Origin of the sequence: Planktothricoides raciborskii GIHE-MW2 (genome assembly GCF_040564635.1) — a bacterium.
In the GTDB taxonomy this organism is placed as follows: Bacteria; Cyanobacteriota; Cyanobacteriia; order Cyanobacteriales; family Laspinemataceae; genus Planktothricoides; species Planktothricoides raciborskii.
The window spans coordinates 5,581,087-5,603,209 of sequence record NZ_CP159837.1 but is presented as its reverse complement, the minus strand read 5'-3'; the positions used below and the strand labels follow the sequence as shown (position 1 = coordinate 5,603,209).

Sequence of the window (22,123 nt, the reverse complement as noted above, 5' to 3'; positions counted from 1 at the left end):
ATGCGCCCTAACAGTCCTGCCTCCTGCCTCAACAGTTGTGCCGCCAAATGCCCCATCCCTCATCAGTCATCAATAGCCATCAATTATGCAAATCCAAACCTTACCGACAACTAACCCGACAACTAACCCTCTGGCAAGTCGCGAAGCATTTCTGGCGATCGATAACGTTTCCAAGGTTTATGACACCGCCAAAGGATCTTATCCTGTCCTGGAAAATGTCAATCTCACCGTGTCTGAAGGCGAGTTTATCTGCTTGATCGGACATTCTGGCTGTGGCAAATCCACCCTACTGAATATGGTGGCGGGTTTTCTCCACCCCAGCGAGGGAGAGGTGCGCCTACGCAACCAGCGCATCGCCAAACCTGGCCTCGATCGCATGATGGTGTTTCAAAACTATTGCCTTTTGCCTTGGAAAACGGCGTTTGAAAATGTTTACCTGGCAGTCAAGTCGGCCTATCCCAAAAAATCCCACGCTGAAAGAGTGGCGATCGCCGAAGAACACTTGGCAATGGTCGGACTCACCGAAGCCCGACACAAGCGTCCCGGACAAATGTCTGGGGGGATGAAACAGCGGGTGGCGATCGCTCGGGCTTTGGCCATTCGCCCCGAAGTCCTAATTCTCGACGAACCCTTCGGCGCCCTCGACGCCATCACCAAAGAAGAATTACAAGAAGAACTGCTGCAAATTTGGCAAGACCATCCCTGTACCGTTTTGATGATTACCCATGACATTGACGAGGCATTGTTTCTCGCGGATAAATTGGTAATGATGACTAACGGGCCTGCGGCTAAAATTGGCGAAGTGCTGGAAATCCCTTTTCCCCGTCCTCGCGTCAGAACTCAGGTCATGGACGATCCCCGTTACAAGGAACTGCGTAACAGTGCTTTGGACTTCTTGTTCCACAGGTTTGCTCACAGTGAAGAACCCGCCCCCACGATAGCGGTAAATTCCGTCAGTCCCAGTTCAGAATATGCTTCCAATGCTTCCAATGCTTCCAATGCTTCCAATGCTTCCAATGCTTCCAATGCTTTAAGAGCGTTTTCTCTCCGCAATGGCTCGATTGCTTTAGCCGCCACCGCTTCGATTTGTTTGTTGGGTTCTGTGCTTTATGCCCAGTTACAAAATAACCAGTTACAACGAGGCAATGCTGACAAGATTACCCCGGCACCGCAGGTTTCCGCACCGAGTGCGATCTCTCAAAGCGAATCGCTGCCGCCAATCGCTTCTGACCCCGCGACGCAGCCATCAGAAATAACAACTAATCAGCCAGAAACCACAGCCACACCCAGCATCTCCTCACCATCGGTGACATCTGTAACCCCAGAAATTACCGATCCGACTCAAATTTCTGAATTGAACTGGAAACTGTACGATCTCATCGACCAAAATTGGCAGCAATTCCCCACTTTCACCGAGGATTTGATTTACTTGGTCAAAGTTAACTCATCTGGGGATATCTTTAGCTACCAGCCCAGCAATCAAGCCGCATCAGACTATCTCCAAGAAACGCCTTTCCCGGATTTGGTCGATACCGCCAACCCCGCAGCCACTTCAGATTCACAAGCACCTTTGGCTTCTTTCCAAGTGGTACTCACCCCTACAGGTGAGTTGGAAGTCACGCCCGTTGTTCAACCTTGACTTATCCCCTGCATCCAGCGGGTTGTGATGTAATTCCTGTTCAGAGTCCTCCGGTTTCTCCTGAGAAACTGGAGGATATCTTTTTGATGCTTATGATTCGATTTCGACAGATTTTTTGAGAAAATGAAATGGATCTAAAGAACAATCTGAAGAAGAATAAATGATGGGCAATTTTCCCTTGACCAGTCAGAAAAAGACCAATCAGAAAAGAGTGTTGATTTTAGGGGGTACTGGAGAAGCCGCAGAATTAACGACTAAAATTGAGCAAATTCCCGGTGTAGAAGCGATCGCATCTTTTGCCGGTCGCACAGAAAAAACTAGGGCTGAAATAAACCCGGTTTCTTCAACCAACCAAAGAAACCCGGTTTCTTCAAGAAACCGGGTTTCTACTCGCACCGGGGGATTTGGCGGTGTAAATGGGTTAGTCGATTATCTGCGGCAAGAACGAATTGATATTTTAATTGATGTTACTCATCCTTTTGCTGCCCAAATTTCTTTTAATGCCGCTCAAGCAGCCGATGAATGTGGCATTCCTCGCTTAATGTTAGTCCGTCCCGCTTGGGAAAAACAGCCGGGAGACAATTGGATTTCGGTGGCAAATAATCAAGCCGCAGCAGAGGCTTTACCTGGGTTAGCCGAACGGATATTTCTCACTATTGGTCGGCAAGAACTTTCCGCTTATGCCCATTTAAAAACTATCTGGTTTTTGATGCGAATGATCGATCCACCGGCAGCAGATGTTCCCGTACCACCGGGTAAGTTACTGTTAGAAAGAGGGCCTTTTTCTTTGACACAAGAGCGATCGCTTTTGCAAGAATATCAAATCGGCGCGATCGTCAGTAAAAATAGTGGCGGGGATGCCACTTATGCCAAAATCGTCGCCGCACGAGAGTTAGGAATTCCGGTGGTAATGGTGCAACGGCCATCGGTTCCCGAAGGGGAAAAAGTGGCGGATGTAGAAAGGGTTTTAGAGTGGTTGAAGAACCGATGCTAAATGAAGAAACCGGGTTTCTCCCCCGGTTTCTGACTATGGTTTTTGTACAGTCCACTGGGTTATGGGAGCCATCGCTTTCCAGCCTAAAAACTTGCCCACAGGTTCGGCTCTTTGAATGCCAATTCTGGTTAGTTCTCCCCCTAATTGACTATGCCATTGAAATAAGATTAATTCGCTTTCTACTGTAACCGCATTGGCGACAAGACGACCGCCAGATCGCAGTGCCGACCAGCAGGTTTCAAACAATTCTGGGACGGTGATGCCACCGCCAATAAAAATCGCATCTGGTTGAGGTAAATCTTTCAGGGCAGCGGGTGCAATTCCTGCGACAATTTGCAAATCGGGAGTACCCAAGGCGCTGGCATTATCGGCAATGTATTGCAATCGGCTGGGGTGATGTTCGATCGCAATACTCCGGCAACGGCGATCGCAGCGCATCCACTCAATGCCAATAGAACCACAACCGGCACCTACGTCCCACAACAGTTGTCCAGGGTTAGGGGCTAAAGCTGTCAGGGTAATCGCCCGCACTTCTCTTTTTGTTAACTGTCCATCATGGTGATAGGCTGTGTCCGGCAGTCCGGGCAAGCGCCCAATTAGAGAAACCCGGTTTCTTGAAGAAACCGGGTTTCTTCTACAGTTAATCGCGATCGCATTCAAGTCGGCAATATCTTTGGCAATATCTTTGGCATTCCAAGATGCAGCGGTGCCTTCAATTAACCTTTCGCGCTTCCCTCCTAGATGCTCTAAAACCACCATAAGACTATCGCCAAAGCCCTGCTGAGTAAGAATTTCCGCCACAATAGCCGGAGTTTGGCCGCTCTCACTCAGGACTAAAAGTTTTGCCCCTGGATAAACCCAGGCATTCAATAAAGCCGGAGGACGACCGCATAAACTCACGGTTTCCACCTCGGTCAGGGACCACCCCAAGCGACTACAGGCCAGACTTAAGGTAGAAACCGATGGAATAATCGTGATTTCTGTCATAGGAATGTGCCGAGTCAGGGTGACGCCAATGCCATACCACATAGGATCGCCACTAGCTAAAACACAGACCCTTTGACCGCGACGGCGAATAATCTCATTCACGGAGTCTTGGATCGGCGTTCTCCAGACCAACTTTTCTCGACAATCCTCTGGGGGCAACATGGCTAAATGACGTTCACCGCCAACAATTACCGATGCCTGGGAAAGAAGACTTCGCCCCACCTGGTTTAATCCCTCTAAGCCATCTTCACCAATGCCGACAATCGATAGCCATTTCTCCATGAGATTCTCATCCTTTGTCTCTAAATGTCTCTAAATGTCTCTAAAAAAAATTTAACTTGTGCTATAGTGCTTTCACTTGTCGTTGGGAAAGTCCGGTGGGATTCCGGTACTGTGCCGCAACTGTAATCAAGAGAAAAGCCGGTTATTAGAAACCCGGTTTCTTGAAGAAACCGGGTTTCTTGGAATGCTACTTAGGCAGGCATTCTATTTTTTCCGCAAGTGAAGTCAGAACGCCAACGACAAGTTTTTTCACTCTCTGCTAGAAACTTAGTTTCTGACTACTTCTCTGCGTCGCATGGAGAAAAAAACAACTGTGAATTGGTTAGTTAAACCGAATGTTTGTCCAGGGTTATTTTACGGCACTCCTGCCCAAGATGGCTTTTTAATTCGCATCCGCACCCCTGGGGGTTGGCTGAATGCGGAACAGGTTCACGCGATCGCTAATTTGCTCGCCCGGTGGCATACTACAATACAAGTGACTAATCGGGCAAATCTGCAAATTCGTGCCGTGCAAACATCGCCCACCTTAGAAGATTTTCAAACTTTACAAAAGTTAGGATTAGCTGCCCAGAATCCGCAGATCGATCATCTGCGGAATATTATGTGTAGTCCTACCGCTGGTATTGACCCTCAAGAATTAATCGATCCTCGGCCTTTAGTCCAAGAATTAGATCATTTTATTCAGAATCATCCGGCAATTACCGCCCTGAGTCCTAAATTTAGTATTGGCATTGATAGCGGAGGTTCCGTAGGCATTGGGATGCGATCGCCCCGCCCCTGGGAACACCGCTATAACGAAATTCAGCTATCAGCAATTGCCTTAGAAAATCAACCGGAAAATCAACCGGATTTAACCCCAGGGGTTTACTATCGATTGTCCCTGGGAGGCGATCGGCAATTGGATGATACCAATGTAGTGATTAAACCAGAAAATTGTATATCCTTAGTCGCTGCCCTAGTCCAAGTTTATCTGGATTATGTACAGAAAAATCCAGAAACGACAGCTAAAAAAGGCAAAAAAAGTCGGATGAAACACTTGTTAAAAGATTGGGGCATTGCCAAATATGTTGAAAAAGTTCAGGGGCATTTAGTTTCTCATTTAGGGGGGCATCCCTTACCTCAAATTGTTACTGAATCAGTATTACCAAGTCAGCCCTATAATCATCTGGGGATTCACCACCAAAAGCAGGCCGGATTATCCTATATTGGCTTAGGTTTAAGATTAGGAAAACTAACGGCGGAGCAACTGTGGGCATTAGTAGAAATTTCAGAAACTTTTGGCAGCGGTCAGTTGCGATTAACGCCTTGGCAGACTATTTTAATTCCGAATATCCCGAATGAAAAAGTGTCAGAATTGTTGCCCAAATTGACATCATTAGGATTGTCCCCAGACCGGGGATGGGATGATGGGATTGTTGCTTGTGCGGGAAAACCTGGTTGTGCAGCAGCGGCAACTCAAACCCAAGTTCATGCTTTAATCTTGGCAGATTATTTGCGCGCTCGCTTCTCCATCAGCCCCCCCTTTGAAGGGGGGGATCAAGGGGGGGTGAATATTCATGTTACAGGTTGTCCTAAATCCTGTGCTCAACCGAGTCCAGCCGAAATTACCCTTTTAGGCACGACCATTGAGCAAAATGGCGAAATACTTGAAGGCTATGAAGTCTATGTGGGGGATGAGAAAGACTCGTTCAAGACTCAAATTTTCCAGGGCAATTTTGCGGAAATTCTTCCCAGGCTAGAAGATTTTTTGCGCCAAAATCAATTAAACTTAAAAAAATCACAGAAAAATTGGCTCGTGTAGTTGTAGGGTGCGTTAGGCGATCGCCGTAACGCACCGAAAAAAACCTCACAAAAATTTGGCTGGTTTATTTGTAGTAGTTGTAGGGTGCGTTAGGCGATCGCCGTAAGGCACCAAAACATCACAAAAATATCAATAATTTAGTATAATAAAAAATGCAGTTAATATGATTGATTACATTAAAAATGGCGAAGAAATTTATCGTAAATCTTTTGCGATAATTCGCGCTGAAGCTAAATTAGAAAAGTTATCTGAAGATTTAGCTCATGTAGCGGTTCGGCTAATTCACTCCTGTGGCATGACCGATATTGTAGAAGATTTAGCCGCGTCACCAGATGCGGTACAAGTGGGACGAAATGCCCTATCTCAGGGGGCGTCGATTCTTTGTGATTCTCAGATGGTAGCTAATGGGATTACTAAGGCTCGTTTGCCGAAAAATAATCCGATTATTTGCACTTTGAATCATCCAGAAGTTCCGGCGATCGCCAAGAAAATTAATAATACCCGGTCAGCGGCAGCTTTAGAATTTTGGCAACCTTATTTAGCCGGATCTGTGGTGGCGATTGGCAATGCACCAACGGCGCTATTTAGATTATTAGAATTGCTAGATGAAGGAGTCGCAAAACCGGCATTGATTTTAGGTTTTCCCGTGGGATTTGTAGGCGCGGCAGAATCCAAAGTCGAATTAGCCGCTAATAGTCGCGGTGTGCCATTTATTACTCTGCACGGACGCAGAGGTGGAAGTGCGATCGCGGCAGCGGCAGTCAATGCGTTAGCAAAAGAGAATGAATTATGACTGAATTAGGCAAATTAGGCAAACTTTACGGATTGGGAATTGGCCCAGGGGATCCAGAATTGCTCACCCTTAAAGCCCACCGGATTTTGACAACGGTTCCGGTGATTGCTTATCCGACTTTAGAGAATGGCAAAGTTTTCGCCCGGGGGATCGTGGCTGAATTTATTCGCCCTGACCAAATAGAAATTCCTATGCCATTGCCCTTTAGTGTGAAACGCAGTTCTCAGCCCCATTATGATATGGCTGCGGCAAATATTGCCGAACATCTCAGTGCCGGGCGAGATGTGGCCGTCTTATGTCTAGGCGATCCCATGTTATATGGCACGTTTATGTATATTTTTAATCGCTTATCGGGGGGGTTTTCCGTGGAAGTTGTACCGGGAATTTCTTCGGTAATGGCTAGTGCGGCGATGCTGGGCGTTCCTATTACTTATCGCAATGATGTATTTGCCATTATGCCTGCCACATTAGAGGCGGAAATTTTGCGTGATCGCCTATCCGTGGTCGATGCTGCTGCCATTATTAAATTAGGCAGACATTTTGCCAAAGTTCGGCAAATTCTCGATGAGTTAGGCTTGTTGGATCGCGCCCTTTATATTGAACGAGCTACCTTGCCCAATCAAAAAATTATTCCCATTCGGGAAGTCGATCCAGCAGCGGCTACCTACTGGGCTTTAATTCTGATTCCTAGCCAAACCAAACCCCAATAAAACCACATATAATGGCTCATATAATGGCTCATATAATAGCTCATATAATGGCTCGTATAATAGCTCATAGTTGGGAGAGTCTGCCAGTATGACTTATTCACCGCTGAAATCCTTAAATTCTCAGTCTACCTTCGGCAAAAATTTGCCACCTTTAGAAAATGGCGATCGCTTAATTCGTCCTGAATTTGAGCGTCGTTATCAGGCGATGCCGGGAGTCAAAAAAGCCGAATTAATCGAAGGAGTCGTTTACATGGCATCCCCATTACGTTTTAAATCCCATGCCGAACCCCACGGACGAATTATCACTTGGCTGGGAGCCTATCAAGCGGCTACACCTCAAGTGGAGATGGGCATTGAGCCAACGATTCGGTTAGATATCGACAATGAACCACAACCAGATGGGGTATTAAGAATTAGCCAAGAAAGTGGCGGCAAATCAAGTTTAACTGCCGATGGATATCTAGAGGGATCTCCAGAGTTGGTGGTAGAAATTGCCGCCAGTAGTGCCGCGATCGATTTAGCGGATAAAAAACGAGCCTATCGGCGCAGTGGTATTCAAGAATATATAGTTTGGCAAGTATTTGAGCAAAAAATTGATTGGTTTGGTTTAGAACAAGGGGATTATGTGACGTTGCCACCAAATCAACAAGGGATAATTTGCTCTAGTAAGATGTTTCCCGGATTGTGGTTAGATGTTACTGCCATTTTGTCAGGAAATATGCTGCAAGTTTTGACGACGTTACAAACAGGTATCAATTCGGCGGCGCATCAAGAATTTCTCCAGCAATTAATCGCACTCAAACCAGAATCATCAACCAGAATCATCAACCAGAATCAACCAGAATAATTATGAAATCTCCGGCTATTATCATTTTAGGAGAAACCAGTATTCCTGTGGCGCGACAAATTCAAATTTCCCTGCCAGAAGCTCAGGTTTATGGCTTAGAAAGTCGCACCCAATCCGCTGATTTTACCTATACTAAATTTGGCGAAACGGTGCGAGAGTTTTTCCAGACCGGAACCCCGATTATTGGGGTTTGTGCGGCAGGAATTTTGATTCGCACTTTAGCACCTGTTTTAAATAATAAATGGCAGGAACCGCCGGTATTAGCGATCGCCGAAGATGGCAGTGCAGTGGTGCCTTTATTGGGAGGGTTACAAGGGGTGAACGATTTGGCTCGTCAGATTGCCGAAACATTGCAAGTTTCCCCAGGGATTACTACCACAGGCTATCTTAGATTTAGAACTACTTTATTATCGCCGCCATCGGGTTATGAGTTAGTTAATCCCGATGATGCTAAGACTTTTATTTCTAATTTGTTGGCCGGGGCAACGGTGAAATTAAATGACGTAAATGGCACCGATAACTGGTTACAGGCTAACTGGCTACAAAATAGTCAGTTACCCATTTCTTCAGAAGGAACCTTAACTATTGACATTATTCCTAAAAATAACCGGGAATTGGCCAAACCGAGTCCAAATTGTTTGGTTTATTTGTGTGATGAGCAAAATCAAACTGGGGAACAGAATAAGATTCAGGGGAATTTAGCTATTGTGGGAACTGGCCCTGGGGCAATTCATTGGATGTCCCCGGAAGTGAGATTAGTGCTAGAAAAAGCTACGGACTGGGTGGGTTATAAAACTTATTTAGATTTAGTAGAACCCTTGAGAAAACCGAATATTGTTCGCCATGAGTCGGATAATCGGGTGGAACTCGATCGCGCTGAAATAGCTTTAGATTTAGCTGCCCAGGGGCGATCTGTGGTGGTGGTTTCTTCGGGAGATCCGGGAATTTATGCAATGGCTTCGGCAGTGTTTGAAGTGTTAGAAAAAAAAGCGAAACCAGAGTGGGAGGCGATCGCGATTCAAGTATGTCCAGGAATTTCCGCCATGCAAGCTGCCGCTGCGACGGTCGGTGCCCCGTTAGGCCATGATTTTTGTGCGATTTCTCTCTCGGATATTCTTAAATCTTGGGAAATTATTTCCCAAAGGATTTCCTTAGCCGCTCAAGCAGATTTGGCGATCGCCTTTTATAACCCGGTGTCTAAACAACGCACTTGGCAACTAGAAAAGGCCAAAGAGATTTTATTACAATGGCGATCGCCTAAAACTCCGGTGGTCTTAGCCCGCAATTTGGGCAGAAAAGGGCAAACTGTCACTGTGAAATTTTTAGAAGAATTAGCCGTTACCGATGCGGATATGCGAACAGTAATTTTAATTGGATCTAGTAAAACTAGGCTGATTCAGCAAGGGGATAAAAAGTGGATTTATACCCCCCGGCATTATTAACCCTGGGACTATTTTATTTTGGGCAATATTTGGGCAATTAACTCAGGGGCAATCGCACTTTGGGCAATAATTTTCCCTTGGCGATTAAACAACACTGTGCCAATTTTTAGGGCAACATTGCCATATTTATGTACATATCCTTGGGCTTTTTCACAAATGGCTTCAGCTAAAGCAGAAAACACCGGCGACTCTAATCCCTGTTCCGCTAAAATTTTATTCGCGGCATCAGCAGTTTTTGCCCCTAAAACCGCTGCTACTGCGGCCAAATTGCCCCCAGATTTCACCACCGCCGCACTAATAATTTCTAACTTGGCATCTGCCAAATGACTGGATGTGTTGAAAATCCCTCCAGCTAACTTAATTAACTTGCCTTGATAGCCGAGTAACAACACGGAATTAGCCCCCCGCAACCCCGCTTCTACTAACAATGGGCCAATCCAGTTTCCCGTCTGGGCGATCGCGCTTTCGGGAATTCCTAACTGTTGAGCGATATTCATCCCATGACTGCCAATACAAAACACTAAATCCTGATGTTTCTGGACTACAATTTGCAATTTTTCCCGCAATTCTGCCAAATGTTCTTCGGTAGAAAGAGGCTGAGAAATCCCACTGGTTCCCAACAAAGATAGCCCGGCTAAAATACCAAATGCTTCATTAGAAGTGCGTTGAGCTAACTGACGACCTTCCGGTAAAATAATTGATACCGTGACTGTTTTATTTTCAGGAATTAAAGGCAACAAATTCGCATCAAATAAGCGTCGAGCATATTGATAAATAGCCGCTTCTCCAGCGGCGGTTTTGCCTAAGCCTTCCCCAGCGGCTAAAATCAGTGGTTCTGATTCACGGGCTTGGCATTTCACATAAGCCCAAATCGGCGTATTCCGGGTTAAATCTAAATTATCTCCGGGGTCGCTAATCGTAATTGCCAAAGCGCTATTGTCGTCAATATTAGCCACTTGTTGCACGGGAATCTTAGCGCGTTCTGGTAGCAAATCCAGAGAGACTTCTGAGAGAGTTTCCAGAGGATTTTGTAAGTGTAAAAAGGCTGCTTTTGCCGCCGCAGCCGCAAAAACCGGCAGTGTATAACCTGTACGAGCCATTGTTGGGACTAAATTTATATATATTTTTTTCCGCTTAAATTATACAAAATTTTGCCTTTTTTGGCGATGTTTGGCGATTTATTTCCCGGAATTTAGCCCAGATATTTTCTCTAATTTTCCTGATGAAATTGGATTTCCTTGATTTCCATGAAAGCATATAGCAACTATGGCGTCAGGGTCAGGCCGCGATAAACTTGCTCAATGGGGAAACTGAGGTTAATACTTTTTAGTTCTACGGTATCTCCTGCTTGGTAATTAATGATAATCCATTCACCGGCATCATTTTTGTGATATAAATCCATTTCGATTCGGGTATAATTGACTAATAAATAGTCTTTTAACACGGGGTTTTTGCGATACATTCTAAACTTGCCACCTCGGTCGTAAGCTTCGGTGCTATCTGATAAAACCTCAACAATTAAACATGGATAGGTGATGTATTGAGTCGTGGTCTTATCCCGTTCGTCGCAGGTGACACTGGCATCCGGATAGGTATAGTCATTGGTTTCGACAATGTTAACCTTAATGTCCGAATTGCCCGTGATACAACCGCTACCTTCTAAATGAGCGTCGAACATGGCGGTAAACCGGATGGCAATGCGGCCATGATTCACGGTGCCGCCACTCATGGCATAGACTTGTCCATCAATATATTCATGTTTTTCTATTTGTTGTTCTTCCCAAAGGAAATACTCTTCAGGGGTGAGTTGTGGGGAATTGTCTTTGGCTGCAATCATAATAATTTGGTTGGTTATATAGGCTATGGTTGTTTTGGAAATGGGGACTTTTTTATGCTTGATTACTGTCCCCAGCTTTTAATTTATTATACTCGTTATTTATTGAATTGCTAATATTTTTAAGTTAATTTTTTTTAAATGATTGTGGTGATCGCAGGCGGATTTACAAAATTTATTAATTCTGCTAGATAATCTCTTGATTTCTGTAGTTATTAATGGCGCGATCGCTCCGATTACGGGTAATTTTGCTCCTTGGCTTAAGGCGATCGCGGCGATTTTCAAATCTTGTGTGCCAATCCGAATCTTTTGGGCGAGAAGGAATTGAAAACGGGCTTCTGCTTGAACATCGTAGTCCTGTGCCGTCACTTAGGCTACGTCACCGTCAGGTTCCATTTGTCGATCGATGTCTTGGCGATATGCGGCAATTTCAGCCTGTAGATCGTCAAAGGTCGGGTCGTCCTTGAACCAGCCAAATTTATCAAGCCAAGGATTTCCAGTCTGGGTTGACAGTGGAATCTCCACTTGAACGACTTCAATCTGATTGGTTAGATAGTCAAGCAGTTGGGATTTAAGGCCAGCGGTAAGCGAAGCTATCCCGGAGGGAATCGCGGCATCACGGCTATTTTCGCTCACCGTGACTTGCGGCCATTCTTTGGCACGAGCGATATATTTATCATTTTCTCGACTGAGAATCACGTCATAAATCATGGCCTAATCTCCGGCTCATTTTTAGGTGTAATATAACTCATTCGTCTCGGCAAGCGCTGATGCCAAGAGTCTATATTTCGCGTAGTTATCGGTGAGCCAGTTAGCCGATTACAGTTTAGAGCATACAGAGCAAGGTGATAACGATACGAGCTACTGCGCGATCGCGCCCCTTACTTACAAAACTTATCAAGTCTGCTAAATAACTCTCTGATTGAATTAGTTATTAATGGCGCAATTCCGCGCAAGCGCGGATCGCGAATGCGAATCCGTTTTCCGGGCAAATCAGGCTGGCTAACCCTGACTATAAGCCACACCAGAACTATATGATCTGCTTTATTTTCTGGATAATTTTAACTCGCCGCTTCTTGATTTCAGGTCGAGTCAAAATTCCCTGAGAAGGGCTGAATAATAAAGCCAGAATAAATAATCCCGAAACTGCTAAGACAATGGCCGCGCCCGAAGGCACATTTAAATAGTAACTCATATACATTCCGGCTACACTAGCGATCGCCCCAATCATCGCACCTAATCCCATCATAAGATGTAATTCTTTGACTAATAAATAAGCGGTACTAGCAGGTCCGACCAGCAAAGACACTACGAGCACCACCCCCACTGCTTGCATACTGGCGATAATCGTTAAAGTAATCGCAGAAACTAATCCCAGATGAATCCAATGCACCGGCAAGCCAATGGCTTGAGCACCCAAAGGATTAAAGGTATAAAATAGCAATTCTTTATAAAATAGTTTGACGCAGCTTAAAATTAACAGAGTAATCCAAAAAGTTCGCCCCACATCATCGGATGTCACCGCTAAAATATCGCCAAATAAAAAACTATGTAGGTCAATTTTACTTCTCATCAAGGTAATCAGCATAATTCCCAAGGCTAAAAACCCAGAAAAGACTAAGGCCATTGCCACATCAACTTTTAAGCGAGACTGAGATTGAATTACGGAAATAATCAGAGTGCTCAGGGTGCCAGATATAAAAGCCCCTACAAAAATATCGATGCCAAAATAGTAGGCGATCGCCAATCCGGGCAACACCGCATGAGCAATCACATCCCCTAGTAATCCCATGTGTTGCACAATTAAATAGCTGCCGACCACCGCACAAATCACTCCCATCATCACCGCTGTGAGCAAGGCATGACGCATAAACTCAAACTGGAGCGGTTCTATTAGCAACGAAATCATTCCTCTTTCCTCATTTGTAATAAAATTACTCCATCCCCATAAGCTAACTGAATATTTTCTTTCGTAATCACCTCTGATGGTTTTCCCGCAGCAATTAGCTGCTTATTGATTAATAAAAATTGGTCGTATTTACGAGTGACTTCTCCTAATTCATGGCCGATGACCAGTAACATTTTCCCTTGGTGTTTCAGTTCCTCAAACACATCAAACAAGATCGCCTCAGTTTTTTTATCCACCCCCACAAAGGGTTCATCAAAAAAGAATAACTCTGCCTCTTGTGCCAATGCTTGAGCTAAAAAGACGCGCTGTTGTTGTCCCCCGGATAACTCGCCAATTTGTCGTCTTCTCAATTCCCACATCCCAACTCGTTCTAAAGCCGCTGTGACGATTTCTTTTGACTGACGAGACGGAGAACGAAACCACCCAGTATGCCGAGTTCGGGCCATCATTACCACATTTTCTACGGTGATGGGATAGTCCCAATCGATTTGGGCTCGCTGTGGGACATAAGCCACTTGTGCCAACTGGGATTTTAAGGAGCGTTGCCGATATCGGACAACCCCTTGACTCGTGGGAATTAAACCCAACATCGCCTTCACCATCGTGCTTTTTCCTGCACCATTTGGGCCAATAACTCCCACCAGTTGTCCCGGTTCCAGGCAAAAGCTGACATCCTCAACCGCAGAGACTCCTTGGTAGTTGACAGCCAGATGAAAAACCTCTAACATACTGACATTAAATAAAAATGATAATCGTTATCATACTTGAATGAGGCTAAAAGTGTTACAAAGCGTTAAACTCAAAACCCTGGCGAGTTTGGCGATGGGGATGAGCTTGGCGGGCTGTGCGATCGCTTCCCAAAGACCAGAAGCCACAGAAACCGTTGTCACCGAGCCACCAGCGATCGCCCAAAATCTCCCTGAAGTGGTGGCGACAACCAGCGTGATTTGTGATTTAACTCGACAATTAGCCGCTGAAACCATCAATCTGAATTGTTTAGTGGCAGCCGGTGAAGACCCCCACCTTTATCAACCATTACCAGAAGATCGCAAAGCGATCGATCGCGCCAACCTGATTTTATATGGGGGTTATGACTTTGAACCGAGTTTAATTCGCTTAGTCAAAGCAACCAAAAATCAAGCACCCAAAATAGCCGTCCATGAGGCGGCAGTTCCTAACCCAATCATCGGCCAACCTCACGCTCATGGAAACCATGAGGAACAAGAGAAAGAAGAACATGACCATGAAAAAACAGAAAAACATTCTGCCGGGGAAACTGCACCAGATCCGCACGTTTGGCACAATGCAGAAAATGGAATTCGCATGGTAGCAGTGATTTCGGAGGCTTTAAAAAATTTGTCACCGAGTCATACTTCATTGTATGAAAGTAACGCTGCAAAAATTAAAAATGAACTTACTCAAATTCATCGGTGGATTGGCGAGTCAATTGCCACCATTCCACCGGCACAAAGGCAGTTAGTTACTACCCATGACGCCCTGGGTTATTATGTTCAAGCTTACGGGCTAAAATTTGAAGGTGCTTTATCAGGATTAAGCACCGAAGAAGCCCCCACCGCATCCCGAATCGGGGAACTCGTCCAACAAATTAAATCAGCCAGAGTTCCGACAATTTTTGCCGAAAGTAGTGTTAATCCAAGATTAATCGAACAAGTTGCTAAAGAAGCTAATGTCAAAGTTTCTGAAAAGAAATTATATGCTGATGGATTGGGTAAAGCTGGCACTCAAGCAGGTACTTATCAGAAAATGTTGAAACTGAATACGGAAGCGATCGTCCAAGGCTTAGGCGGACAGGATCAAGCTTTTCAGTTAAAACAATAGATATTTCTATAAATTATGGCAAATTTTTGTGGTTACTGGCTAATGGGATTGCCTTGTTATTGGTCAAAATATTCTTGATAATTTATTGAGACAAGCAATAACCAATAAAAAATCACCATAAAATATATTCTCTGTCAACGATTAAATCTCTTATGACAAATAAAATTGATCTAGCAATTGTTGGCGGTGGGCCTCATGCTTTAACCTTGGTGACTCACCTGCTGCAAAAACGTCCGGGAATGCGGAATAGATTTTTAGTTTTTGACCCTAATAGCCGTTGGATGTACCAATGGCAACAGCAATTTGCTGCTTTGGAAATTCCCCATTTGCGATCGCCTGCGGTTCACCATCCTGACCCAGATCCTTATGGGTTGCGTCGGTTTGCGGAGTCTCGTCCTAATGAATTATTTTCTCCTTATGACTTGCCCGGAACGCAACTATTTTGGGATTTTTGTAACGATACAATTAAACGCTGGCAATTAGAGGATAAATTTGTCCAGACAGCGATTACCTCTATCGGTGTTATCGACCAAAAAAAAGAAAAAAAAGATAATTTTCCTCAGCGGTATCGTCGCTATAAATTTTGTTTACAACATTCAAATGGAGAGGAGACGATCGCCCGTCGAGTGGTCTTAGCTACTGGGGGAGGATCGGTCAATTTACCCGACTGGGTGGCACAAATTCCGCCCAACTATCCCCCAGATAGACTATTGCATTCCCAGCAAATTGATTTGCGTTCGCTGAACTCAGCCGGGGAAAAAATAGCCGGGGAAAAAATATTAGTTATTGGCGGGGGTTTAACCTGCGGACATTTAGCTGTAGGCGCTATGAATAAAGGAGCGAAGGTGATGTTAATGTATCGCCGTCGCTTACAAGAAAAATTATTTGATGCTGACCCCGGATGGCTTGGCCCTAAATATTTAAAAGGATTTTTTCATCAAGATTGGTTCACCCGATTTCGGTTAATTCAATCCGCCCGAAATGGCGGTTCTTTAACTCCGGCAATTATGCTGCAACTCAATCGCAGACAGCGGGAAGGCAACCTAGAAATTTATCAAGAATGTCAGATTGTCAAAGCTTCATGGCAGGGCGATCGCTGGCAAGTTCTTTGTGACGATGGCAATCACTATGAATGCGATCGCATTTGGTTAGGCACCGGCACTCGCTTAGATGCCTTAACCCATCCATTACTCCGAGAAATTTTCGCCAATTTTCCCACAGAAATGATTCACGGTTTACCCGTACTCGATAGACATTTACGCATCCCTGGTTTACCCCTATTCTTAATGGGAAGTTTAGCCGCATTGCAAGTCGGCCCCGTCGCCCGCAACTTATCAGGAGCAAGAATGGCTAGTCAAAAAATTGTTGATGGTTTGTGAAGTTTTAATCTGAAAGCTTAATTAACATATAACTAAAATGACAGATATTTTTACTGCTTCTAATTATCCGGCTTTAGAGCGAATTGTCCAACGGTTTCAACGGCTTTCTGAACCCAAGCAAAAATATGAACAACTAATTTATTATGCCAAGCGTCTGCCTAAATTTTCGGAAATTGATAGAATTCCAGAAAACAAGGTTCCGGGATGTACTTCTCTGGTTTATATCACCGCCAAACTTGACCAGGGAAAAGTTGTATTTCAAGGAGATGCTGACTCGCAGATTGTTAAAGGATTAGTAGGCGTATTAGTTGAAGGATTAAGCGGATTAACCCCAGCGCAAATAGGGCAAATTTCCCCAGATTTTATTGTGGATACGGGGTTAAATATCAGCTTAACTCCTTCTCGGACTAACGGATTTTATCAAATTCTGCAAATGATGAAAATCAAAGCGTCATGTCTGTAGTCTGTAGGGTGGGCAATGGCCACGATCGCCCTAAGTCAAACACGATCATTTTTATTCAACAAAGAGGTTATATGACTACCAAATCTCAGACAAATTTATTACCCGTCACCGTAATCACTGGCTATCTAGGAGCGGGTAAAACCACCTTATTAAACCGGATATTAACATTAGAACATGGTAAAAAAGTAGCGGTAATTGTCAACGAATTTGGCGAAGTAGGTATTGATAATCAGCTAGTAATTAATGCTGAAGAGGAAATATTTGAAATGAACAACGGCTGTATTTGCTGTACAGTCCGTGGTGACTTAATTCGCATCATTGGTAACTTAATGAAGCGGCGGAATAAGTTCGATCGTCTCGTGATTGAAACTACAGGTTTAGCCGACCCAGCCCCAGTGATTCAAACTTTTTTTGTGGATGAAGACCTGCAAAGTAAACTGGCTCTGGATGCGGTGGTGACGGTGGTGGATGCTAAACATATTTGGCAGCATTGGTCAGCGGATGAAGCTCAAGAACAAATCGCCTTTGCGGATGTAATTTTGCTGAACAAAACGGATTTGGTCGTGACCGCAGAATTAGACGAACTGGAAAAGCGCATCAAAGGCATAAATGCAATGGCCAAAATTTATCGCACCCACTTATCGCAGCAAGAAATCGAGATGAATGCCTTATTAGGAGTGCAAGCATTTGACTTGAATCGGGCTTTAGAAATTGACCCAGAATTCTTAAATGAAAATGCCCATGAACATGATGAAACTGTGGGGTCAGTTGCCCTGGTAGAGTCTGGGGCATTAGATGGAGAAAAACTGAATGCTTGGATTGGGGATTTATTGCGGAATCAAGGGCAGGATATTTTTCGGATGAAAGGGATTCTCAATATTGCTGGGGAAGATTTTCGCTTTGTGTTTCAGGGAGTCCATATGCTATTTGATGGCAAACCCGATCGCCCTTGGCATTCTGGGGAAACGCGCAAAAATGAACTGGTTTTCATTGGTCGAAATTTAAATGAAACTCAATTAAAAGAGGATTTTCGCCAATGTCTAGTTTAGGGGGAAAGAAAAAGAGCCGTAGACCGCAAAAACTGCTGGAAAAATCCTCTCAACAGATGCTTTCCGATTACGTCACTGGGGTGGTTTGGTCTAGTGATGGCAAGACTTTGGCAGCGAGTTCTGCCGCTGGTGAAGTGATTTTATGGCAAGGCAACAATTCGATTTCAATCTTGCAAGAGCCAATAGAAAGCTCGATTGATTGCCTATCTTTTTCTCACGATGGGAAATACCTCGCCGCTGGTGGACAAAATGGCCAGGTGAAAATATGGTATTTGCCAACCAAAGAGTTAGTTACCACCTTAGAAAATGCCCCGGCTTGGGTTGACCAATTGGCTTGGAGTTGTAGTTGTCATCAATTGGCGTTTAGTCTGGGTCGTTCTGTGCAAGTCTGGGATCTGGATACTCAGGCAGTGGTGACTACTCTAAATTTTGAAGCCTCTTCGGTTTTCAGTTTGGCTTGGCATCCGATCGCCGCATATTTGGCGATCGCCGGTTATCAAGGGGTAAAAATTTGGTGCGGTGAAGATTGGCATGATGACCCATATCTTTTATCCATTCCATCCGCTAGTCAAGCGATCGCCTGGTCGCCCGATGGTAAATACCTGGCTTGTGGCAACCTGGATCAAACTTTGGCGGTGGTGGAATGGGGCAATCCTCACCCTTGGGTGATGCGCGGATTTCCTGGCAAAGTCCGATCTCTAGCCTGGTCAAATCTCAAGACTGTCTTGGGGGCGCCTTTACTTGCCGCCGCCAGTACCCAAAGTGCGATCGTCTGGGAAAAGCAATGGCAAGAGGCGGATGGATGGGAAGCTTGGGAGTTAGAGGGACATACGGAAACGGTGACGGCGATCGCCTTTAGTCCCGATCGCTTCCTCCTTGCCTCCGCATCGGAAGATGGCCGCGTCTGCTTATGGGACTCTGCCGAGGAATTAGTGCAAATCCTCTCCGGGGCTGATGATGGTTTTTCTTGTCTTGCGTGGCAACCCCAGGGACAATTTTTGGCCGCTGGGGGACAGAATGGCGAGTTATTAATTTGGGCAAAATCCATTGCTGGGCAAGGGTTTGGCTAAAAATCCAGCGATTGATCGTCGAAGTGATATGGTATCGTAAGAATGATAATGATTTTCATTTTTACTTATGACCCTCACCGAATCCCTCACCCTGGAAAATCCCACTACCGCATCCCCCAGTCTGCCCCCACAAACCACAGACCAAACCATAGGACAAACCACAAAAACCACAACCACCACCATGCGTCCCCGACGGTTACGGCGCACCGAAACCTTGCGACGCATGGTACGAGAACATCACCTCCAAGTGGAAGACTTAATCTATCCCCTATTTGTGATGGACGGAGTTGGACAGCGGGAAGAAGTGCCTTCCATGCCCGGTTGCTATCGTTACACCCTGGACTTACTATTGCCAGAAGTGCAACAAGCCTACCAGCTAGGAATTGGCGCGATCGCTCTTTTTCCCCTCATTCCCCACCACCAAAAAGACAACGCCGGCACCGAAAGCTACAATCCGAATGGCCTAATTCCCCGTACCGTCCGCGCAATTAAACAAGCGGTTCCCGATATTCTGGTGATTACCGATGTGGCCTTGGATCCCTATAGCAGCGAAGGACACGATGGCATTGTCCAAGATGGCCAAATTCTCAACGATGAAACCGTTGCCGTATTAGTCAAACAAGCCTTAGTCCAAGCGGAAGCGGGAGCGGATTTTGTCGCTCCTTCCGACATGATGGATGGTCGCGTGGGCGCCATTCGCCAAGCCTTAGATGCTCAAGGTTGGATTAATGTAGGGATTCTGGCTTATTCCGCTAAATATGCGTCCGCTTACTACGGCCCTTTCCGGGATGCCCTGGACTCAGCCCCGAAATTTGGGGACAAAAAAACCTATCAAATGGATGCCGCAAATGCCAAAGAAGCGATTAAAGAAGTGGACTTAGATATTGCCGAAGGCGCTGATATGGTCATGGTTAAACCAGCCCTGGCTTATTTAGATATTATTTGTCGGATTAAACACCATACAAATTTACCTGTTGCCGCTTATAACGTTAGTGGTGAATATGCCATGATTAAAGCTGCTGCGGCACAGGGTTGGATTGATGAGAAAAAAGTCATTTTAGAAACCCTGACCAGTATGAAACGAGCCGGGGCAGATTTGATTTTAACTTATTTTGCCAAAGACGTAGCTTTGATGTTGAAATAATTTGCTTTCTTCGGTGGGTAGGAATACCCCAATGCCTATAAGGGCGAAGCATTCGGGTAATGGTATTAACTCTGAAACAGGAGATTTATTGCCCGGTAAGCGAAGCTATGCCGTCAGGCTTTATGCTTCGCCCCTACAGGAGGCAAATATGGGATGCTAACTGCCCACGTTAGACATTGCTCATCTACCTAATTGTTTGATTTATTGCTCACATTACCACCAACAATAATTTATGTTAAAAAATCAAAATCACCAGGAAACCACCAGTCAACCAGCAACTATGGACATTCCTAAACGAGGAATGCCGGTGACAATTATCACGGGTTTTTTAGGCAGTGGTAAAACTACTTTACTCAACCATATTCTCTGCAACTCTCAGGATTTAAAAGTCGCCGTATTGGTGAATGAATTTGGGGATATCAATATCGATAGTCAATTATTGGTATCTATCGATGAAGATATGGTAGAATTAAGTAATGGCTGTATTTGCTGTACGATTAATGATGGCTTAGTGGATGCAGTTTATCGGGTATTAGAACAAGACCGGGTGGATTATTTGGTGATTGAAACCACTGGCATCGCCGATCCTTTACCCATCGCCCTCACGTTTTTAGGCACTGAATTACGGGATTTAACTCATTTAGACTCGATTATTACTGTAGTCGATGCGGAAACATTTACCGAGGAACATTTTGAAAGTGAAGCAGCATTTAAGCAAGTGGCTTATGCGGATATCACTATATTAAATAAAGTCGATTTAGTCCCCCGTTCAAAGGTGGAAGAGTTAGAACAATATATCAAAACGGTGAAACGGGGAGCGAGAATTTTACATAGTGAATATGGTCAGGTGCCATTGCCACTAATTTTAGATGTGGATTTAACTAAGTTAGACATTTATCAAGAATTTTTGGTCGAAGACAACCAAGAGGATGACCATCACCATGAACATGACCATGAACACCATCACCATGAACATGACCATGAACACCATCACTATCATTCCCATCACTATCATTCCCATCACTTAGAAAATGATGGATTTGTCTCGGTATCTTACGAGAGTGATCGGCCTTTTAGTGTGAAGAAATTTGAAATATTTCTTCAAGAACAATTACCCCAGGAAGTATTCCGGGCAAAAGGCATTCTCTGGTTTAGTGAGAGCGAATTACGGCATATTTTTCAACTCAGCGGGCCACGTTTCGACATCGATGATACAGAGTGGCAGACTCCGCCAAAAAACCAGATTATTTTTATTGGGCGTCATTTGCCAACCCAGCAAATTCGTCAACAATTAACTGAATGCCTTGACTGAAATAAGTCTTAATTTAGTCATGAAAATCCGGTTATTATCCGGTTATTATCGGGGCATTTTCTACGATATCATACCAATTTATCTTGACACTCTCATTCTTATACAGCGGTTTGTTATACAGCGGTTTTCTGCTGAATAGATCCCAGAGCATATGTAGGGTGTATCTTCGATTTGTGGTTTACCAATCTAAAAACCGCTGTAATCACTTAGTTATAATGAGTGCATCACCCCCCCCCTCTAACCCCATTATTAAGAGGGAATTGAAGGGGGATATCTTCTATGTCAAAAAGTAAAATTTTAAGAGTAAGGCTATTTGACGAGGAGTGGACTCTTGCTTCAGGGCGACAGCATTCGGGCAGTTAATTATCGATTTTCACAGTAAACATTTTTACCCGAAAGATCGTGATGTTAAAGCGCTAAGTATTTAGGCTACAAACTCTCCGCAAGGTTATTCGTGATTACATTAAGGGTTGACCTAGAGTGGGCTTCCCTCTGTCGAACCTCGTTACCCCAGACTTAGACTGGGAATGAGCAATTTATCTCACCGCAGAAGCCAGGAAGCTCTAACGTGAGACCTCTGGCAACGTAGCAACAGATTTAAGATAGACTTAGCGATCGCCACAACCACC

General features: G+C 44.7%; 21 protein-coding genes and 1 riboswitch. Of the genes, 14 read left to right on the top strand and 7 right to left on the bottom strand.

Going from position 1 to position 22,123, the window contains the following annotated elements; all coding sequences use genetic code 11:
- Positions 1–85 precede the first annotated feature (85 nt).
- The gene (locus ABWT76_RS23975; protein WP_190879198.1) at positions 86–1,639 is read left to right on the top strand and encodes an ABC transporter ATP-binding protein; all 1,554 of its coding nucleotides are present in this window, start codon (positions 86–88) and stop codon (positions 1,637–1,639) included.
- Positions 1,640–1,799: 160 nt separating this feature from the next.
- On the top strand, positions 1,800–2,633 hold the full coding sequence (locus tag ABWT76_RS23970) for a cobalt-precorrin-6A reductase (protein ID WP_231636519.1): 834 nt from the start codon (positions 1,800–1,802) through the stop codon (positions 2,631–2,633).
- A 33-nt stretch (positions 2,634–2,666) separates the two neighbouring features.
- Here ABWT76_RS23970 and cbiE read toward each other — a convergent pair whose 3' ends face one another.
- Positions 2,667–3,902, bottom strand: coding sequence for a precorrin-6y C5,15-methyltransferase (decarboxylating) subunit CbiE (gene cbiE / locus ABWT76_RS23965; protein WP_354635048.1), 1,236 nt, complete (start codon positions 3,900–3,902; stop codon positions 2,667–2,669).
- Between the two features lie 39 nt (positions 3,903–3,941).
- Positions 3,942–4,159, top strand: a riboswitch (cobalamin riboswitch).
- Positions 4,160–4,215: 56 nt separating this feature from the next.
- Between cbiE and cobG the strand changes: the two genes are divergently transcribed.
- The 5 genes from cobG (at position 4,216) to cobJ (ending at position 9,495) form a co-directional block, all read left to right on the top strand.
- Positions 4,216–5,703, top strand: a complete 1,488-nt coding sequence (cobG, locus tag ABWT76_RS23960) for a precorrin-3B synthase (RefSeq protein WP_190879200.1) — start codon at positions 4,216–4,218, stop codon at positions 5,701–5,703.
- A 163-nt stretch (positions 5,704–5,866) separates the two neighbouring features.
- Complete coding sequence (locus ABWT76_RS23955) at positions 5,867–6,496, top strand: precorrin-8X methylmutase (RefSeq protein ID WP_054464197.1); 630 nt, start codon at positions 5,867–5,869, stop codon at positions 6,494–6,496.
- On the top strand, positions 6,493–7,206 hold the full coding sequence (cobI, locus tag ABWT76_RS23950) for a precorrin-2 C(20)-methyltransferase (RefSeq protein WP_054464198.1): 714 nt from the start codon (positions 6,493–6,495) through the stop codon (positions 7,204–7,206). Before ABWT76_RS23955 ends, cobI begins: the two co-directional genes overlap by 4 nt.
- An 88-nt stretch (positions 7,207–7,294) precedes the next feature.
- Positions 7,295–8,053: a Uma2 family endonuclease gene (locus tag ABWT76_RS23945; RefSeq protein WP_054464199.1), complete on the top strand. Its 759-nt coding sequence runs from the start codon at positions 7,295–7,297 to the stop codon at positions 8,051–8,053.
- A gap of 2 nt (positions 8,054–8,055) precedes the next feature.
- Entirely contained in the window at positions 8,056–9,495 is a 1,440-nt protein-coding gene (gene cobJ, locus ABWT76_RS23940) for a precorrin-3B C(17)-methyltransferase (RefSeq protein WP_054464200.1), read from the top strand.
- Positions 9,496–9,503: 8 nt separating this feature from the next.
- Here the strand turns inward: cobJ and cbiD are convergent, their stop codons facing one another.
- From cbiD to ABWT76_RS23910, 6 genes are all read right to left on the bottom strand, one after another.
- On the bottom strand, positions 9,504–10,595 hold the full coding sequence (gene cbiD / locus ABWT76_RS23935; RefSeq protein WP_054464201.1) for a cobalt-precorrin-5B (C(1))-methyltransferase CbiD: 1,092 nt from the start codon (positions 10,593–10,595) through the stop codon (positions 9,504–9,506).
- 164 nt (positions 10,596–10,759) lie between these two features.
- Positions 10,760–11,332: a Uma2 family endonuclease gene (locus tag ABWT76_RS23930; protein ID WP_054464202.1), complete on the bottom strand. Its 573-nt coding sequence runs from the start codon at positions 11,330–11,332 to the stop codon at positions 10,760–10,762.
- A 99-nt stretch (positions 11,333–11,431) separates the two neighbouring features.
- On the bottom strand, positions 11,432–11,698 hold the full coding sequence (locus tag ABWT76_RS23925; RefSeq protein ID WP_354635047.1) for a hypothetical protein: 267 nt from the start codon (positions 11,696–11,698) through the stop codon (positions 11,432–11,434).
- Positions 11,699–12,040, bottom strand: coding sequence for a hypothetical protein (locus tag ABWT76_RS23920; protein WP_190879204.1), 342 nt, complete (start codon positions 12,038–12,040; stop codon positions 11,699–11,701).
- 319 nt (positions 12,041–12,359) lie between these two features.
- On the bottom strand, positions 12,360–13,238 hold the full coding sequence (locus tag ABWT76_RS23915) for a metal ABC transporter permease (protein WP_190879206.1): 879 nt from the start codon (positions 13,236–13,238) through the stop codon (positions 12,360–12,362).
- Entirely contained in the window at positions 13,235–13,966 is a 732-nt protein-coding gene (locus tag ABWT76_RS23910) for a metal ABC transporter ATP-binding protein (RefSeq protein WP_054464206.1), read from the bottom strand. The genes ABWT76_RS23915 and ABWT76_RS23910 overlap by 4 nt, the downstream gene beginning before the upstream one ends.
- 52 nt (positions 13,967–14,018) lie before the next feature.
- Between ABWT76_RS23910 and ABWT76_RS23905 the strand changes: the two genes are divergently transcribed.
- The 7 genes from ABWT76_RS23905 to ABWT76_RS23875 all read left to right on the top strand — a co-directional run bounded on the left by ABWT76_RS23905 (position 14,019) and on the right by ABWT76_RS23875 (position 21,494).
- Positions 14,019–15,077, top strand: coding sequence for a metal ABC transporter solute-binding protein, Zn/Mn family (locus ABWT76_RS23905; RefSeq protein WP_231636521.1), 1,059 nt, complete (start codon positions 14,019–14,021; stop codon positions 15,075–15,077).
- Positions 15,078–15,229: 152 nt separating this feature from the next.
- Positions 15,230–16,456: an FAD/NAD(P)-binding protein gene (locus tag ABWT76_RS23900; RefSeq protein WP_190879208.1), complete on the top strand. Its 1,227-nt coding sequence runs from the start codon at positions 15,230–15,232 to the stop codon at positions 16,454–16,456.
- Positions 16,457–16,493: 37 nt separating this feature from the next.
- Positions 16,494–16,919: a SufE family protein gene (locus ABWT76_RS23895; RefSeq protein WP_190879210.1), complete on the top strand. Its 426-nt coding sequence runs from the start codon at positions 16,494–16,496 to the stop codon at positions 16,917–16,919.
- 71 nt (positions 16,920–16,990) lie between these two features.
- Entirely contained in the window at positions 16,991–17,968 is a 978-nt protein-coding gene (locus tag ABWT76_RS23890) for a GTP-binding protein (protein ID WP_190879212.1), read from the top strand.
- Positions 17,956–19,038 carry a WD40 repeat domain-containing protein gene (locus ABWT76_RS23885; protein ID WP_190879213.1) on the top strand — a complete coding sequence of 361 codons (1,083 nt, stop codon included), beginning with the start codon at positions 17,956–17,958 and terminating at the stop codon, positions 19,036–19,038. The genes ABWT76_RS23890 and ABWT76_RS23885 overlap by 13 nt, the downstream gene beginning before the upstream one ends.
- Positions 19,039–19,219: 181 nt before the next feature.
- Positions 19,220–20,182: a porphobilinogen synthase gene (gene hemB, locus ABWT76_RS23880; protein WP_190879225.1), complete on the top strand. Its 963-nt coding sequence runs from the start codon at positions 19,220–19,222 to the stop codon at positions 20,180–20,182.
- Positions 20,183–20,414: 232 nt separating this feature from the next.
- A complete protein-coding gene (locus tag ABWT76_RS23875) occupies positions 20,415–21,494 on the top strand; it encodes a GTP-binding protein (protein WP_054464211.1) in 1,080 nt (359 codons plus the stop codon).
- Positions 21,495–22,123 lie beyond the last annotated feature (629 nt).